This is a genomic window from Alicyclobacillus sendaiensis NBRC 100866 (assembly GCF_001552675.1).
Classification (GTDB): domain Bacteria; phylum Bacillota; class Bacilli; order Alicyclobacillales; family Alicyclobacillaceae; genus Alicyclobacillus; species Alicyclobacillus sendaiensis.
Genome location: NZ_BCRQ01000021.1, coordinates 1 through 15339 on the forward strand (window position 1 = coordinate 1; position 15339 = coordinate 15339).

Here is a 15339-nt window from a genome sequence, read left to right on the forward strand (position 1 = left end):
CTGCCGCGCCAGCCGACGCCGACACTGCTGTTATGACACAAAGGCGCCCGCGCGGTCAATGGCATCCCAGATCTGATCCAAATTCGCCACCGCCGCCTGGTAGCCGAGATCGATGGCCTCGGCTGCGCGCTGAAACTGCGCCGTCCCGATGTGAGACACCTTCGGCACGAGCGTCAGGCTTGCTCCACGGTTGCGCGTGCGCAGCGCTTCTTCCTGCATCAGCTCGAGGCTCTGCATGATCACGTCCATCGCCGAGGTGGGCGGGGTGCCTCTGGGGGTCACGCCGACGTCCACGGCGATGACGAGATCGACGCCGAGATCCCAGCACGCCTGCACAGGGACGCGCTCCAGTACCCCGCCGTCGACGTACACGGCGCCATCGCGCACGACGGGAACAAACACGCCGGGAATCGAAATGCTCGCCCGAACGGCGTCGGCGATGAGGCCCGATCGGAACACCACCAACCGGCGCTGGATGAGGTCCGTCGCCACGATGGCGAGCGGAATGACTGTGTCGGCGAACGTCCCCTGGCGGGTCATGGTGGCCACCACGGCGCGCACCTTTTCGCCCTGGATGAAACCCATCTTGGGGACGGTGAAATCGAGCCAATGCCGCCGCCTCAGGTGAACCGCGAGGGCGCGCATGACCCGCGGTGGCACCCCCATCGCGTACACGCCCGCCACGAGCGCCCCCATGCTCGATCCGGCGATGGCGTGCACCGGGACGCCGTGCTCGGCGAGCGCGAGCAACACGCCGATATGGGCAAATCCCTTGGCGCCGCCAGAGCCGAGGGCGACGCCCACCTTGACGTTGTCCCGCATGCGCCGCGCGTCAGACATGGCGATTCGCCAGTCTCCCCGCGCGCTCGGCAAGGGCATCGGCCACCCGCGGCGTCACGAACCGCGACACATCGCCACCGTGCATCGCCACGTCCTTCACGAGCGACGAGCTCACGAAGGACCACTCGGGCGAAGTCGGGACGAAGAGCGTGACGAGATCCTCGCACAGCGCCCGGTTCATTTGCGCCATGGCCATCTCGTTCTGGAGGTCGATGTGATTGCGCACGCCGCGCACGACGCACAGAATGCCGGACGAGCGGCAGTAGTCCACCAAGAGGCCGCTGAACGCGTCCACGCGTACGTGGGGATAGGGAAGGACGGCCTCCCGGATCATGTCGAGCCGCTCGTCGAGATCGAACCATGGGCGCTTCGACGGATTGTGCAGCACCGCGACCACGAGTTCATCAAAGAGCGGCGCGACCTGCGCGATCACGTCCACGTGCCCGAGCGTGATGGGATCAAATGTGCCAGGGTACACAGCTTTGCGCATGAAGACCCCTCCTATATCTCTACGCCAAATCGGCTCCGGTAAATCCGAACCGCAATGTCGCCGTACCGCCGCGCCTTGTCGAGGACAAAGTCGCCCACCTCGTCGGGCAGGTCAAGCGAGGCGGGCAGCTCGCACACGACACCCCCCAAAATGCGGGCGGCTGGCAGCGCGCGAAGCACCGGCACCCACAGACACGCATCATACGGCGGGTCCACGAAGACGTAGGTGGCGGACTCCTCCGACGCCTCGAAGCGCCGAAGGGCGCGCGCCCAATCCACTACCCAAACCTCCGCCTGCGAGAGGGCGCCGACGCGGTCCAGGTTGCGCCGCACGAGCCGCGCCGAACGCGAATCCTTGTCCACAAAGATGGCCCTCGATGCGCCACGGCTCAGCGCCTCGATGCCGAGCGCACCCGTCCCCGCGAACAGGTCGATGACGAGTCCCTCCAATTGATGCGGGATCAGATTGAACATCGACTCCTTCACGCGGTCCGTCGTGGGCCGAACCGCGCTCCCCCTCGGCGACTCGAGCGGGATGCCGCGCCATCTGCCCGCAATGATCCGCATGCCTCTTCTCCTCTCAGGAAACCATGCCACTGTTCTCTGCACCAACGTATCACATCGCGAAGCGAGCGCCAACGCGACGTATATCCGTTCCTGGTTTTGGACATTCTGTGAACGACAACGGCGACAGCTGTTGTGGCAACCGAGTGCGAAGAGGCGATCCCCATCCACTCTTCCTCCGGTTTCTCCTCTCCCAGAACGCGTCAGGCGATGCTGACGCAGGGCCTCGCGCAAACCCGGCGCGGGGCCCATTTCGTCTTCACCCGGTCACCTTCCCGCATACCCCAGCGCGCGTCCGCTATAATCGTCCTAGGCACGTTTCTTGCACGTTGAGCTTTGGAGGACGGAGGCGATGGCGTTGTCAATCATAAGCCCCACCATTCGCCAGCAAGTAGCAAGTCTCGGCCGCGGCCTCTCCGCCTCGGCCCTGCTCGCGCAGTGGCTTGGCGCCATCCAGCGCGAAAACGGGAAATTGAACGCGCTCCTGTGCGTGGCCACCGAGATGAGCCGCCAGCAGGCGCATGCCCTTGACCAACTCGCCGAGCGGTTTCCCGAAGGCCTCGGACCGCTCGCGGGCATCCCCATCAGCGTGAAGGACCTCATCGACACCTCGTTTCTGCCGACCACCTATGGGCACGGCCGCTTTCGGGAGCACGTGCCGGATAGCACCGCACTGTGCGTGACGAGGCTCCAGCGCGCCCACGCGATCATCGTCGGAAAAGCCCACCTACACGAATTTGCCTTTGGCGTGACCAACGAGAACCCGCACTTCGGCCCCGCGCGCAACCCGCGCGATCCGAGTCGGATCACCGGCGGCTCCAGCGGCGGCAGCGCCGCCTCCGTCGTGGGCGGGATGGCGCAGGCCAGCGTGGGCACCGACACCGGAGGCAGCGTTCGCATCCCAGCTGCGCTCACCGGCTGCGTCGGGTTCAAGCCATCGTACGGCCTCGTCCCCACGGACGGCGTGCTTCCGCTCGCCCCGACGCTCGATCACGTCGGGACGCTGGCGAACTGCGTCGAGGATGCGGCCATCGTCACCGCGGTGATGGCGGGCATCGACCCGGACCGATGGCTGTCGCCGCCGCCTCCCGCTTTGCGCCTTCGGGTCGCTCTTGTTCCCGGCTTGGTCAGCCGGTTTGCCGCGCCCGAAGTGTCCGCGTGGTTTGACAGCCTCGTCCACGTCCTGCAGAGCCGCGGCATGATCGAACTCGCAGGATCCATCGAGCTCGACGCCGACGAGATCGCCCGACACCAGAGCAACATTTTGGGGGCCGAGGCGTACGCGACGCATCGAACGTGGCTCGCGGAGCACAAAGACGCGTACGGCGCGGATGTGCGGGAGCGTCTGGAGGACGGTGCGCGCGTGGAAACGTGGGCGTACGCGGAGAGTTTGCGCTTCCGCGCCCGGTTCCAGCATGCCGTCCGCAGCTGGTTCTCTCAGTACGATTGCATTCTGCTGCCGACGACGCCCATTCCGGCGCCGCGCATTGGGGAGACGACCGTGTGGATTCATGGAGAGGCGCGCGCCGTGCGGCCGCTCCTTACGCGATTCACCAACCCGTGGAACCTATCGGGGGCACCGGCCATCTCCATCCCGGCCGGCCAAGTTTCGGGCTTGCCGATGGGGCTTCAAATTGTGGGGAAACCCAATGCCGACGGCCGACTCCTCCGCATCGCCCGCCGCATCGAGGCGGACATCGCCTCTCATCTCCCGTAATAAGCGTGAGGCGCCGTCAGCGGGTGCCGGTGACGGCGCCCGCGACGACGCCAAACGACTGCAGGACGCGCTCGTAGTGACCGAGCAATTGTTTGCTCGGTCCCTCCCAGTCCAACTCCTCCGCAATGGCCAGTCCCCGCCGCCGAACCGCCTCTCGCTTCGCCTCGTCGCGCATCACGAGATCGACGATCGCAATCAGGGACTCTGTGGAATTCGGATCGAAGATGAACCCCGCCCGCCCGTCTTCGAGGACCTCGCGCGTGGGAGGGCTGTCCGCGGCCACGATGGGAAGCCCAGCGGCCATCGCCTCGAACAAGACCAGCCCGAGGGTCTCGGTCGTCGACGGAAACAAGAAGGCGTCTGCGGCGCGATACGCTTGCGCCAACGCTTCCCCGTGGAGATACCCGGTAAAGTGGGTCCGCGTCCCGGCAAACACGCGCTCGAGTTCAGGGCGGTGCGGGCCGTCACCCACGATGGCCAGGTAGAGGTTCGGAATGGCGTCCAACACCGGGCGCATGCGCTCGATATTCTTTTCGGACGCCAAGCGCCCCACGTACAACAGGACGCGATCGCCCGGTTGGGCGTCGGGCGCGAGGCGGCGGCGCATCTCCTCGCTGTACGGCGCGTTTCGGAACAGCGCCACATCCACGCCGCGCTCCCAGAGCTCCAGATTCTGAAACCCCTGGCGCTCCAGCTCTCGCAGCGTCGCGCGGGACGTGGCGAGGTTGAGGTGAGCCCGGTTGTGGAGCGTCCGGAAGTACCACCACAGGAGAGGCTCGAGAAACTCGAGCTTGTAATGGCGAGCGTAGGCCGGCACGTTGGTGTGATACGAGGCGACAAGCGGCAGATGGGACTTCCAAGCGTAGTAGATGCCCCCGATGCCGAGAAACGCCGGATTCACCACGTGGATGAGATCCGGCCGAAATGCTCGCAGATGTTTGCCGATTCGCGGCAGCGGCAACGAGTACCGTTTTTCCGGATACAGGATGAACGGCATCGCAGGGATCCCGACGATGGTTGCGGAAGCGTAGGTCTCCGGCGATCCCGACGGGGCAAACAGCAGCACCTCGTGGCCCTCGCGCTCCAAGTACTTGAGCGTCGCACAGAGCCTGGTGACAATTCCGTCGGTCGACGGCAGAAACGTCTCCGTAAACATCGCGATCCTCATGCTCACCGTTACCTCCAGGTCACTTTCGGGCGAATCACGTCGAAATCGACGCGATCGCGATACCGCGTCGCCGTCTCGATGAGCTCGCGGATGAGCTCGTCCGACAGATAGTGCGGCTTCAGGCCGAGATCCAGAAGCTTCGTGTGGACGGCGTTGTAATAATGCTCCTCTTTCTCGACGCGCGGGTTGGGCAGGTGCTCGATGTTCGCCTCGAGCCCCATCTCTCGGGCCACCTTCTGCACGCGCTCGGCGAGTTGCAGCACGGAGAACTGCTCCGTGAACTGATTGAAGACGCGAAATTCGCCGCGATCCGCCGGATGGAGCGCCGCAAGTTCAATGCACTGCAGCGTGTCTCGAATGTCCAGGAACGCGCGGGTCTGTCCGCCCTTTCCGTAGACCGTGAGCGGGTGGCCGACCGCCGCCTGCACGCAGAACCGGTTGAGCGCGGTGCCGAACACGCCGTCATAGTCGACGCGATTGTACAGGCGCTCGTCTCGGCGCGTCTCGTCCGTCCACAGCCCATATACCACGCCTTGGTTCAGATCCGTCGCGCGGATGCCCCACGCCTTGCACGCGAACATGATGTTGTGGCTGTCGTGCACCTTCGAAAGGTGGTAGAACGAGAAGGGCTGCTTCGGGTACGGCAGCACGTCCTCGCGGCCCTTGTGCTGAATCCGAATGTACCCCTCTTCAATGTCAATGTTGGGGGTTCCGTATTCGCCCATTGTTCCCAATTTGATGAGGTGGCAGTCCGGCACCGTCTCTTTGATGGCGAATAGGACGTTCAGCGTCCCCACCACGTTGTTCACCTGCGTGAACACGGCGTGATCGCGATCGATCATGGAGTACGGGGCCGAGCGCTGCTCCGCGAAGTGGACAAACGCCTCCGGCTGGAAATCCTCGAAGACGTGGCGAACAAACGCGTAATCCTGCAGATCGCCATAATACAGCTTGATGTCTTTGCCCGTGATTTCTTTCCAAGCCGCCAGACGCTCCTGAATCGTGGCGATGGGCGTCAGCGAGCGGGTCCCGAGTTCCTTGTCCCACTCGCGGCGGATGCAGTTGTCCACGATGGCTACCTCATGTCCGCGCTCGGAGAAGTGGAGCGCCGTTGGCCATCCGCAAAACCCGTCACCGCCAGCAATGATAATCTTCACGTTATGCCTTCACCCCAACATTCCGCTAGCACTACTGACTTCCCTACCAATGTACAAGTTTTCGATCGGTGCAGCAAGTACGAGGTTCTTCCTAACCCTTTTGACCCATGGCTATCTTTGCTAGATTCTGTCCCATGCGCACATGATCGCCAACGGCCACCGACCACTCCAGGGCCCAAGACGACGGGAAAAGAACCAAAACGGTCGAACCGAGCGCGAAATGGCCGATTTCTTCACCTCTTCGATACGCTTGGCCAGGGATCAGGTTCAACTGCCGCCCTCGGTTCACGGCGTACCGAAGGCGAATGGTGCCGACTCCGCAGGCGCCCACCATCACCATGACAAACGGGCCCCAGGGCGAGGAAAACCGCGTCACGACTCGCTCATTTCTCGCCAGCAGGCCGGGCATGACGCGCGTGGCTGCCGGATTGACCGGATAGAGCGATCCCGGAATCCTCCACACCTGCTCTGGCGCGCACTCCACCGGCGCGTGGATGCGATGGTAGTCGCGCGGGCTCAGGTACACCGTCACGCTCTGCCCGCCCGACAACTCCTCCGCAAGACCATTATCCTGAACCAACTGCCTGAGGTTGAACAGCGACCCTTTCACAAAGAGGCGGCGGCCTCCCTCGAGGCCTCCCACTTCCTGCACGAGTCCGTCCGTCGGCGACGTGATGCCGTCTTCAATAGGCCGCGCGCCGAGTCGCAGCTGGCGAGTAAAGAACTCGCCGAGGGTTCGGTAGTCAGACAGGTCTTTCGCAATCTCGCGAAGCTCGACGTTGTAGTGACGAATGAACCACGGTATGGCCCTGCGACTGATCTCAGAGTCCACAAAATGCCGGAGGCAAAACGTGTACGCGCGTTTCGGAAAGGCGTACAAGGCCGCTCTCGTTATACGAATATGCCATCCCGCCTCTCACATGCATTGCACGGTCAAGTCCCATTATAGTGCGTGGGATGGCGCTTCATCACGCGACGAGGGTTGGCTCACGCCAACCCTCGTCGTCACACCCGTCAGTGACCCGCAAGCTGTTGCTCGGCATAGGCCACCAAGCGCTTGGTGATCTCGCCCCCGACCGAGCCATTTTGACGGGCAGTCGTGTCGGGGCCGAGCTGAACGCCGAACTCCGTCGCGATCTCGTACTTCATCTGATCCAGCGCGCGGTTGGCGCCTTGCACGAGCACCTTGTTGCTGCCGCTTTGGTTTGCCATCACCCTTCACCTCCCCCTGGTGTACCGTAGTATGTTCGGGGGAAGTGGAATTATAGATGTCACTTCGATCCACTCGTGGTGGCCATCAGTCTCGATACGAAACCTTGTCCATGGCCTCCTTGAGCGCGTTCCGCAGGCCCATAGCCCACGGGGCATACCAAAAATCGTCGCGCCGAATCAACGCGAGCGCCTCCTCTCTCGCGACCTCCATGATCCGATAATCGCGGGCGAGATCGCCCAACGCGAACTCGGGAAGGCCGCTCTGCTTCAGGCCGAACAGCTCCCCGGGCCCGCGCAGTTCCAGGTCTCGCTCGGCGATCTCAAACCCGTCGTTCGTGTGCAGCATGGTCTCGATGCGCGCGCGGGCCGCCTCGGACGATGCGTCGTGAATCAGCAGGCAGTAGCTTGAATGCGGCCCGCGCCCGACGCGCCCACGGAGCTGATGCAGTTGCGCCAAGCCGAACCGCTCCGCGCCGTAGATGGCCATCACGGTGGCATTCGGCACGTCGATGCCGACCTCAATCACGGTGGTCGCGACGAGCGCGTGGATGTCTCCGTCGCGAAAGGCGCGCATGATGCGCTCCTTCTCCGCGCTTGGCATGCGCCCGTGCAAAAGTTCCACGCGAAATCCCGCCAGGTGTTCGCGCACGCGCTCGTACAACTCGGTCACGGACGCAACGTCGTCGCGATCGCCCGCCTCGATGGCCGGCGCGACGACGTAGGCCTGGCGCCCGCGTGCCAACTCCCTGCGGATAAGGCGAAAGACGGCCTCGTCTTCGCTCGACCGCACCGCGAGGGTCTGGATGGGCTTTCGGCCCTTCGGTAACTCGTTCAGGACGGACACATCCATGTCGCCGTAAATGGCGAGCGCCAGCGTCCGCGGAATGGGGGTCGCCGACAGCATGAGAACGTCGGGCGCCCGGCCCTTCTCGCGCAACCGCGCGCGCTGTGCGACACCGAACCGATGCTGCTCATCGGTGACGAGGAGGGCGAGATCGCGAAACTCCACGCCCTCCGACAGAAGGGCGTGCGTGCCGACGGCAAGCGACACGTCCCCGGAGGCGAGACCTTGCAAGACGCGATCCCGCTCGCGCCCCGTCACCGAGCCCGTCAGAAGCTCGACGCGCACACCGGCTTGCTCGAGCAACTGCCGCGCGAGCTTCGCGTGCTGTTCCGCGAGAATTTCGGTGGGCGCCATGAGCGCCGACTGACCGCGGGCGAGGTGAACCGCGAAGCAGGCGAAAAGCGCCACCCACGTCTTGCCCGACCCGACGTCTCCCTGAATCAGCCGCGCCATGGGCACAGGCCGCTCGAGGTCTCGCAGGATGTCCTCGCACGCCTGCCGCTGCGCATTGGTCATCGGGCTGGGGAGAAGGGCCTCGAACCTCGCCAGCGCATCGCGCGGCACGGGCTGCGCGCGTCCTGCGGGCTCCTCGCGCTTCGAACGAAGCCACTGCAGCTGAATTTGGAACAAAAGGAATTCCTCGAACACGAGCCGGCGCCGGGCCTGACGCACGTCCTCGGGCGATGTGGGCCGATGGATGCCGAAGAGCGCATCGCGGTGCGTCCAAAGCCGGTACTTGCGCACGAGCGCATACGGCAGCGACTCCGGGATGTCGTCCGCGTACTGCTCCAGCGCCTTCAGGATCAGCTGGTGGATGGCCTTCGACGACAGATCTTTGCTCGCGCGGTACACGGGTACCCAAGCGGGCGCTTGGGCCCCGCCGAAGGATGTCTCACTCACGACGAGGCGGCGCATCGCTTCGTTCCACTTGCCGGTGACCACGATGAGCCGCCCGTCGGTTAACTTCGAGCGCAGGTAATGCTGCGAAAACCAAAGGCAGACGACCGGGTACTGGCCGTCCACGCGCACGCGCGCGGTCATGATGGACTTGGAACCGCGCCACCTCACCTGCACAGGCCCCTCGACGACCGCGCGCGCCGTGACGCGATCCCCGTCGCTCCACTCAGGAAAAGGCTTGTCTGCTCGCTCGTCATACCGAAACGGATACGTGTGCAACAGGTCGTCGATGGTTCGAATGCCCAGCGCTTCAAGTGCTCGCTCCTTCTGCGGGCCCACGCCCGGAAGGACGCGTACGGACAGCGATCTGAGCGACAACGCGCCGCCCTCCCCGTGAACGCCGCCGCGGCGGCACAACTCTTCCTCATTGTACTATACCCGGAAAGACGCCTGGAAGGACGGTTGCGGGATTCTCGGGGAATGTGCTAAGCTAGGCGAGGTTCGTCACGCTTTGGCCCATGCGTGAGGCTTCCTTTCCATACAATTCGAGGAATGGAGGTGCGCAAATGGCTCGCCGTTGTGAAGTGTGTGGCCGGGGGCCGCAAGTCGGCAACAAGATCAGCCACTCCCACATTCTGACGAAGCGGCGCTGGTATCCGAACCTGCAGACGGTGCGTGCCGAAGTGGACGGCTCGGTGAAGCGCATCCGCGTCTGCACCCGCTGCCTCAAGGCAGGCAAGGTGAAGCGCGCTATCTGAAACAAGAAAAAAGCACCTCTCTGGTGCTTTTTTCTTTGTGCCCTTGTATGGACGTTTCACGCGAGTGCTCTTCTGATGTCGCCTCACTCGTCCTTCGTAAACGTGCTCAGCACAGCCTTCACAATTCCGCCCAGAAAGCGCGGCAATTTGATGGTGTAGACCTTCACGACCTCTACCCCCCTCGAACAACCTGCGCCATTGTCGGAGCGGAGTCTGACCCGCCGCAAGTCCCGCTCTGCCTCGAGGGCATAGGCGTCTGTCGCTAGCTATGTATATGCGCCTTCTGTCGAAATGTGCCAGGACGAGCTCACCGATTCACGTTACTCGCGAAGCGCCGCGCGCAGCGCCTCGATGGCGAGGGCGCGATTGGGTTCGCCAAACACGGCCGATCCGGCGACAAACACATCGGCGCCCGCGTCTCGGGCCTGACGGATGGTGCCTGGGTGAATGCCGCCGTCCACCTGCACGTGCACGTCGTGTCGGCCGGCGTCGTCCAACATCCGCCGAACTTCCGCGACCTTGGCCAGCGTGCTCGGCACGAGCGACTGTCCGCCAAAGCCCGGATTTACCGTCATGACGAGGACGAGATCGACGTCGGCGAGAAGGTACGACAACCCATCCGGAGACGTCCCCGGATTGAGCGCGAGGCCCGCTCGTCTGCCGCACTCGCGAATCATCTGCAGCGCGCGATGGACGTGCGGGGTCGCTTCATAGTGCACGGTCAGCATGTCGGCGCCCGCGTCCACAAAGGCTTGGATCCATCGCTCGGGCGACTCCACCATCAGGTGCACATCGAACGTCGCTTGGAAGTGTTGCCTCAGCGCCTTCACCACGGGAGGACCGATGGTGAGATTGGGTACAAAATGGCCGTCCATCACATCGATGTGAATCCAGTCGCAACCAGCCCGGATGACTTCGTCGACCTCTTCGCGCAGCCTGGCGAAGTCCGACGACAGAATGGAAGGAGCAATGACCGGCGTTTTCATCAGTACGCGTTCAACTCCTGTTCGCGCGCTTCCTCATACAGCTGCCTGTAGGAGGTGTAGCGAGTGGCGGGAAGGCGGCCATCCTCGACCGCCCGTTTCACCGCACAGTTGTCTTCATCCACATGGAGGCAATCCCGATAGGCACATTCCTGCGCGAAACGACGGAACTCCGGAAAGTGGAGCCTCACCTCGCGCGACGCCACGGGCAGCTGAAGCTGGCTGAATCCGGGGGCGTCGGCCATCCAGGTGACGTCGTCCAGCCGCACCAGTTCCACGTGCCGCGTGGTCTGCCGACCTCGTCCAATCCTCTCGCTCACCTCGCCGGTTTTGAACGAAATGCCCGGCGCAAGCGCGTTGGCGAGCGTCGACTTGCCCGCGCCGGACGGTCCGGCGAGAACCGTCACGCGCCCCTGCAGCCGCGCCCGAAGGAGGTTCACGCCTTCGCCCTGTTTCGCCGCCACGGCGATGGCCTCGTAGCCGAGGCGGCGATAGAGGTCGACCGTCGCCGCCGCGCGATCCGCCGGCACCAAATCGGCCTTGGTGAACGCAATCGTCGGTTCCACGCCCGACACGCTGGCCTGAACCAGCGTCTTGTCCAGCATATAGAAATTGAGGTCTGGCGTCACAAAGGAACACGCCACAACGACGTGATCGACGTTCGCGATAGGCGGGCGGATCAATTCCGTGCGCCGAGGGAGCACCTCGCGGATGATGCCTTCCTGTGCCCCCACGGGCTCATAGCGGACAAAATCCCCCACCAGGACCGTGGTCCCCTTGACCTTGAACACGCCGCGCGCTCGGCAACGGCGGACCTCGCCATCGTCGTACACGTCAAAAAAGCCGCTGATGGCGCGAATGATACGCCCTTCTCTCACCGCGCTCCTCCTCAAAGCCCTTTGTGCTTCCCTGGACCGGACGGCGCATGCCCAGGCGGCTGGGGCTTGGGCGAGGGCTGCGTGGTGGTCAGCGTCGCGTTGGCTGGGGCACCGCTGGCACCGTTCTCCGCCACCCCATTGTCGGCCCCGCTGCCGTTCGACGTCGACGACGCATTGCCGGTCTCATTTTGCGCCCCGCCGTTTGCCGAATTTCCGGTCGCGTTGCCCGTGCCACTCGACGGTGGGACGGAGGCGGGGTTCGGCACGACGTACAGGTTGATGGTCGATCCCACCGGCACCTGATCCCCTTGAATGTAAGGATACGCGTAGGAGACCAGCGGATTCTGGTTGACGAGATCGCTCGGCGTCACCGTTCCCAGGGTCAGCCCAGCCGCCTGAATCGCCGCCTCCGCCTGTTGAAGCGTGAGGCCCACGAGCTTGGGCACCGTCACGTATTGCTGCTGGCTCACGGTGAGCGTGATCTTGGAGGTGATGGGGACCTGGACCCCTGGCGCCGGATCGCTCGAGATCACGTCACCGGACGGAACCGACGTGCTCGTCTCCGTCTGTACGACGATGTTGTTGGCCGAGAAGCCCGCGCTCACGAGCGCCTGTTTCGCCTGATCAACGGGCTCGTTGGTCACATCGGGAACCGCGACCTTCGGCGCGCCCTGGCTCACGTACAGCGTAATGTCTCGTGTCTTTTTGACCTGCGTGTTGCCCGCAGGCGATTGTTGATACACGATACCGGACGCGGCCTTGAGATTCGGCTCAAACTTCTCTTGAATCTGCTGCCTGGAGAAGCCTGCCGCTTCCAGCGTGGCCACGGCCGAGGCGACGGGCTTGCCGACGACGGAAGGCAACTCGACGTTTGGCACGGTGAGGAGCCTCGTCACAATCACGATGGCGGCATAGCCTCCGAGGCCGAGCGCCGCCAAGGACAACACCACAATGCCCGCAATCAGACTCGCCCGCTTCCACGGCGCCATCGGAGGTTTGGAAGCGCGCGCTTCGCCCGCGTCTTCACGGCCGCCCTGAGCTTCCGCCGATTTCAGGGCCTCGCTCAGGCGATCCCCCATCGCGGGCACCACGATGGTGTTGTCGTCCATGCCGTTCGACGGGACGAACTTGGGGACGTTCGGGCGCGCAAGCGCGGTGTCGAGATCGGCCATCACCGCGGCCATGTTCGGGTAGCGGCCTTCCGGCTCCTTGACGAGGCAACGCAGAACGATGTTCTCCACGCTCTGCGGAATGTCCTTGTTCAGCTGGCGCGGCTCCACGAATGGGTCCCTCAGGTGCTTGAGCGCGACGCTCACGGGCGAGTCCCCCTCAAACGGGAGTTTGCCCGTCAACATCTCGTACATCACGACGCCGAGGGAATAGATGTCGCTTTTCGCGTCGGTCGGAGCCCCTCTCGCCTGCTCAGGCGAGAAATAGTGAACCGAGCCGAGCACCGTCGTCGCCTGCCGACGAGCGATGGTCTGACCGGTCGCGGCCCGGGCAATGCCAAAGTCGGCGACTTTCACCTGTCCGCTCTTCGTCAGGAGAATGTTGTGTGGCTTGATGTCGCGGTGAACGACGTTTAACTCGTGCGCGTGCTGCAAGGCCGAGCAGATCTGCTTGCTGATGCGGATCACGTCCTCGACCGGGAGCGGCGCGCGCTCGACGATCACGTCCTTCAGCGTGGGACCGTCCACGTACTCCATCACGATGTACTGCTGGCCGTCCTCGACGCCCACATCGTACACGTTGACGATGTTCGGATGGGACAGGCGCGCAGCAGCTTGCGCCTCCTGACGAAAGCGGCGAACGAACTCCTCATCCTCCGCGTACTGGCTGCGCAACATCTTCACAGCCACCATGCGATCGAGGAGCGTGTCGATGGCGCGGTACACTTCCGCCATGCCGCCTTCGCCGATTTTCTGTTCGAGACGGTAACGACCCCCGAGCACGCGCGCCGTCATCCGATGGTGTCCTCCTCTCGATGCACCGCGACGAGTGCGGTGACGTTGTCCGTCCCGCCCCGGTCGAGCGCAAGTTCAATCATCGCGTCCACGGCCGCGGACACGTCCTGCTGCGCCCGCGCACCGCGCGCCTGCTCCAGGAACCCCTGGAGTTCATCGTCCTCCACCAGATTCGAAAGCCCATCCGAACAGAGCAACAGGACATCGCCTTCTCCCCACGGCAGCTCCGTCAGATCCGGGAGGCTCACGGGCTCCGTGCCGAGCGATCTCGTCACGATGTTGCGCTGCGGATGATTCCTGGCTTCCGAGGCAGACAGGTGGCCTCGCCGCACCAACTCCGCCACGAGGCTGTGATCTTCCGTGACCTGGCGGAACTCGCCTCCGGTTAACGCGTACGCCCGGCTGTCTCCCACGTGAGCCACCACCATCCTGTCCGCGAGCGCGAGCGCGCACACGATGGTGGTTCCCATGCCTGCGTATTCGGGGACTGCCGAAGCTCGCCTGTAGATCTCTTCATTCGCGTACGCGATGGCCGAAGAAACGACTTCCCTCGGGTCCGTCTCGGCCGAGAGATGGCGCGCGACGTACTCGCTCACCCGTTCCACGGCGATCCGGCTGGCTACATCCCCGGCCTGAGGTCCTCCCATGCCATCGGCTACCACGAAGAGGACCCCAACCGGCAAGTCGTCCACGACTGCATAGCCGTCCTGATTCATGGTGCGCACCAGCCCGATATGAGACTTCGCCGCGTAAATCATCTCAACACCTCGACTCCCGAACCGAGCTTCATCGAGCGCATGGGCCGCCTCAGGCTTGCCGGTTCGCATACTGAGCGCGAAGCTGTCCACACGCCGCCGCAATGTCGTGCCCCATCTCGCGGCGAATCGTGGCGTTCACGCCCGCGTCCAACAGCGCGCGCCAAAAGGCGAAGATCTGCTTCCTGTCCGTTCGGCGATAACCGCGCTCCGGCACATAGTTGACCGGAATCAGGTTCACGTGGCAGGGCAAGCCCTTGACGAGTTCCGCCAGTTCCTTGGCGCACTCGAGGCTATCGTTTTCGCCCGCCACCAGCGCGTATTCGAACGAGATCCGACGTCCGGTTTTTCGATAGTAATCATGACATGCCTCCATCAACTTGGCAATCGGGTACGCCTTGTTGACGGGCATCATGCGCCCGCGAATCGCGTCGTTCGGCGCATGCAGCGACACGGCCAGCGTAATCTGGCGGCCTTCTTCGGCGAGGCGGCGGATGCCCGGGACGAGCCCGACCGTGGACACCGTGATGTGGCGTTGTCCGATGTTCAGACCGTGCTCGTTCGTGATGATGTCGATGAAGCGCATGACCTGATCGTAGTTGTCCATCGGCTCTCCGGAGCCCATCACCACCACCGAGGACACGCGCTGCCCCACCTCGTCCAACAGCGCCTGGCTGTGCATGACCTGCTCCACCATCTCCCCGGCGGTCATGTGGCGGATCATGCCCCCGAGCGTGGACGCGCAGAACGTGCACCCCATCTTGCACCCCACCTGCGACGACACGCACACGCTGTTGCCGTAACCGTGGCGCATCAGGACCGACTCGACCGTGACGCCGTCCGGCCAGGCGAGCAGAAACTTCGTCGTGGGATCCACCTTGGAGTCTTGGCGCACCACCTGCTCGGCGGATCGCAAGTACGCTATTTCGTTCAGGCGCTGACGGAGCCCCTTCGGCAAATTGGTCATTTCGTCAAACGACGTTGCGCGCTTTTGGTACATCCACTCGTACAGCTGAACGGCGCGAAACGGGCGCTCGCCGAGTTCACGGACCACCCAGTCGCGCAACTCCTCGAGCGTGAAATCGTACAGATGGACCATCGTGTCACCTCCCT

The 15339-nt window shown here is 63.9% G+C and carries 16 protein-coding genes; 2 read left to right on the plus strand and 14 right to left on the minus strand.

Features of this window, described 5'->3' with window-relative positions; translation table 11 throughout:
* Nucleotides 1-30 precede the first annotated feature (30 nt).
* Genes AS26_RS05895 through rsmD form a run of 3 tightly spaced genes read right to left on the minus strand, consistent with a single transcriptional unit; the run spans nt 31 to nt 1896 of the window.
* A complete protein-coding gene (locus tag AS26_RS05895; protein ID WP_062307157.1) occupies nt 31-840 on the minus strand; it encodes a patatin-like phospholipase family protein in 810 nt (269 codons plus the stop codon).
* Nucleotides 833-1330, minus strand: coding sequence for a pantetheine-phosphate adenylyltransferase (coaD, locus tag AS26_RS05900; protein ID WP_062307160.1), 498 nt, complete (start codon nt 1328-1330; stop codon nt 833-835). The genes AS26_RS05895 and coaD overlap by 8 nt, the downstream gene beginning before the upstream one ends.
* 11 nt (nt 1331-1341) lie before the next feature.
* On the minus strand, nt 1342-1896 hold the full coding sequence (gene rsmD, locus AS26_RS05905) for a 16S rRNA (guanine(966)-N(2))-methyltransferase RsmD (RefSeq protein WP_062307161.1): 555 nt from the start codon (nt 1894-1896) through the stop codon (nt 1342-1344).
* A gap of 349 nt (nt 1897-2245) precedes the next feature.
* On the opposite strand from rsmD, the gene AS26_RS05910 reads away from it, so the two are divergent.
* The gene (locus tag AS26_RS05910) at nt 2246-3610 is read left to right on the plus strand and encodes an amidase (protein WP_062307165.1); all 1365 of its coding nucleotides are present in this window, start codon (nt 2246-2248) and stop codon (nt 3608-3610) included.
* Nucleotides 3611-3626: 16 nt separating this feature from the next.
* Here AS26_RS05910 and AS26_RS05915 read toward each other — a convergent pair whose 3' ends face one another.
* The 5 genes from AS26_RS05915 to recG all read right to left on the minus strand — a co-directional run bounded on the left by AS26_RS05915 (nt 3627) and on the right by recG (nt 9266).
* Nucleotides 3627-4778, minus strand: a complete 1152-nt coding sequence (locus AS26_RS05915; protein ID WP_174519921.1) for a glycosyltransferase family 4 protein — start codon at nt 4776-4778, stop codon at nt 3627-3629.
* Nucleotides 4779-4786: 8 nt separating this feature from the next.
* Entirely contained in the window at nt 4787-5935 is a 1149-nt protein-coding gene (locus AS26_RS05920; protein ID WP_062307170.1) for an NAD-dependent epimerase/dehydratase family protein, read from the minus strand.
* Nucleotides 5936-6026: 91 nt separating this feature from the next.
* Nucleotides 6027-6815, minus strand: coding sequence for an archaetidylserine decarboxylase (gene asd / locus AS26_RS05925; RefSeq protein ID WP_062307171.1), 789 nt, complete (start codon nt 6813-6815; stop codon nt 6027-6029).
* Between the two features lie 134 nt (nt 6816-6949).
* Nucleotides 6950-7147: an alpha/beta-type small acid-soluble spore protein gene (locus tag AS26_RS05930; RefSeq protein ID WP_062307173.1), complete on the minus strand. Its 198-nt coding sequence runs from the start codon at nt 7145-7147 to the stop codon at nt 6950-6952.
* A gap of 85 nt (nt 7148-7232) precedes the next feature.
* The gene (gene recG, locus AS26_RS05935) at nt 7233-9266 is read right to left on the minus strand and encodes an ATP-dependent DNA helicase RecG (protein ID WP_062307229.1); all 2034 of its coding nucleotides are present in this window, start codon (nt 9264-9266) and stop codon (nt 7233-7235) included.
* Nucleotides 9267-9454: 188 nt separating this feature from the next.
* Here recG and rpmB point away from each other — a divergent pair, with 188 nt between their 5' ends.
* Nucleotides 9455-9646 carry a 50S ribosomal protein L28 gene (rpmB, locus tag AS26_RS05940; RefSeq protein WP_008340512.1) on the plus strand — a complete coding sequence of 64 codons (192 nt, stop codon included), beginning with the start codon at nt 9455-9457 and terminating at the stop codon, nt 9644-9646.
* 83 nt (nt 9647-9729) lie between these two features.
* On the opposite strand, the gene spoVM is transcribed toward rpmB, so the two are convergent.
* From spoVM to rlmN, 6 genes are all read right to left on the minus strand, one after another.
* Complete coding sequence (gene spoVM, locus AS26_RS14195) at nt 9730-9813, minus strand: stage V sporulation protein SpoVM (RefSeq protein WP_035469379.1); 84 nt, start codon at nt 9811-9813, stop codon at nt 9730-9732.
* Between the two features lie 153 nt (nt 9814-9966).
* Nucleotides 9967-10632 carry a ribulose-phosphate 3-epimerase gene (gene rpe / locus AS26_RS05950; RefSeq protein WP_062307176.1) on the minus strand — a complete coding sequence of 222 codons (666 nt, stop codon included), beginning with the start codon at nt 10630-10632 and terminating at the stop codon, nt 9967-9969.
* Nucleotides 10632-11507, minus strand: a complete 876-nt coding sequence (rsgA, locus tag AS26_RS05955) for a ribosome small subunit-dependent GTPase A (protein WP_062307178.1) — start codon at nt 11505-11507, stop codon at nt 10632-10634. Before rsgA ends, rpe begins: the two co-directional genes overlap by 1 nt.
* A gap of 11 nt (nt 11508-11518) precedes the next feature.
* Nucleotides 11519-13471: a Stk1 family PASTA domain-containing Ser/Thr kinase gene (gene pknB / locus AS26_RS05960; protein ID WP_062307182.1), complete on the minus strand. Its 1953-nt coding sequence runs from the start codon at nt 13469-13471 to the stop codon at nt 11519-11521.
* Nucleotides 13468-14229, minus strand: coding sequence for a Stp1/IreP family PP2C-type Ser/Thr phosphatase (locus AS26_RS05965; protein ID WP_062307185.1), 762 nt, complete (start codon nt 14227-14229; stop codon nt 13468-13470). The genes pknB and AS26_RS05965 overlap by 4 nt, the downstream gene beginning before the upstream one ends.
* Before the next feature lie 49 nt (nt 14230-14278).
* A complete protein-coding gene (gene rlmN / locus AS26_RS05970) occupies nt 14279-15325 on the minus strand; it encodes a dual-specificity RNA methyltransferase RlmN (RefSeq protein WP_062307186.1) in 1047 nt (348 codons plus the stop codon).
* Between the last annotated feature and the right edge of the window lie 14 nt (nt 15326-15339).

Excerpts from the sequence above, each read along its gene's own strand:
- AS26_RS05895 (WP_062307157.1), bottom strand. The coding sequence starts at position 840 with ATGTCTGACGCGCGGCGCATGCGGGACAACGTCAAGGTGGGCGTCGCC.
- coaD (WP_062307160.1), bottom strand. The coding sequence starts at position 1,330 with ATGCGCAAAGCTGTGTACCCTGGCACATTTGATCCCATCACGCTCGGG.
- rsmD (WP_062307161.1), bottom strand. The coding sequence starts at position 1,896 with ATGCGGATCATTGCGGGCAGATGGCGCGGCATCCCGCTCGAGTCGCCG.
- AS26_RS05910 (WP_062307165.1), top strand. The coding sequence starts at position 2,246 with ATGGCGTTGTCAATCATAAGCCCCACCATTCGCCAGCAAGTAGCAAGT.
- AS26_RS05915 (WP_174519921.1), bottom strand. The coding sequence starts at position 4,778 with ATGAGGATCGCGATGTTTACGGAGACGTTTCTGCCGTCGACCGACGGA.
- AS26_RS05930 (WP_062307173.1), bottom strand. The coding sequence starts at position 7,147 with ATGGCAAACCAAAGCGGCAGCAACAAGGTGCTCGTGCAAGGCGCCAAC.
- rpmB (WP_008340512.1), top strand. The coding sequence starts at position 9,455 with ATGGCTCGCCGTTGTGAAGTGTGTGGCCGGGGGCCGCAAGTCGGCAAC.
- rpe (WP_062307176.1), bottom strand. The coding sequence starts at position 10,632 with ATGAAAACGCCGGTCATTGCTCCTTCCATTCTGTCGTCGGACTTCGCC.
- pknB (WP_062307182.1), bottom strand. The coding sequence starts at position 13,471 with ATGACGGCGCGCGTGCTCGGGGGTCGTTACCGTCTCGAACAGAAAATC.
- AS26_RS05965 (WP_062307185.1), bottom strand. The coding sequence starts at position 14,229 with ATGATTTACGCGGCGAAGTCTCATATCGGGCTGGTGCGCACCATGAAT.
- rlmN (WP_062307186.1), bottom strand. The coding sequence starts at position 15,325 with ATGGTCCATCTGTACGATTTCACGCTCGAGGAGTTGCGCGACTGGGTG.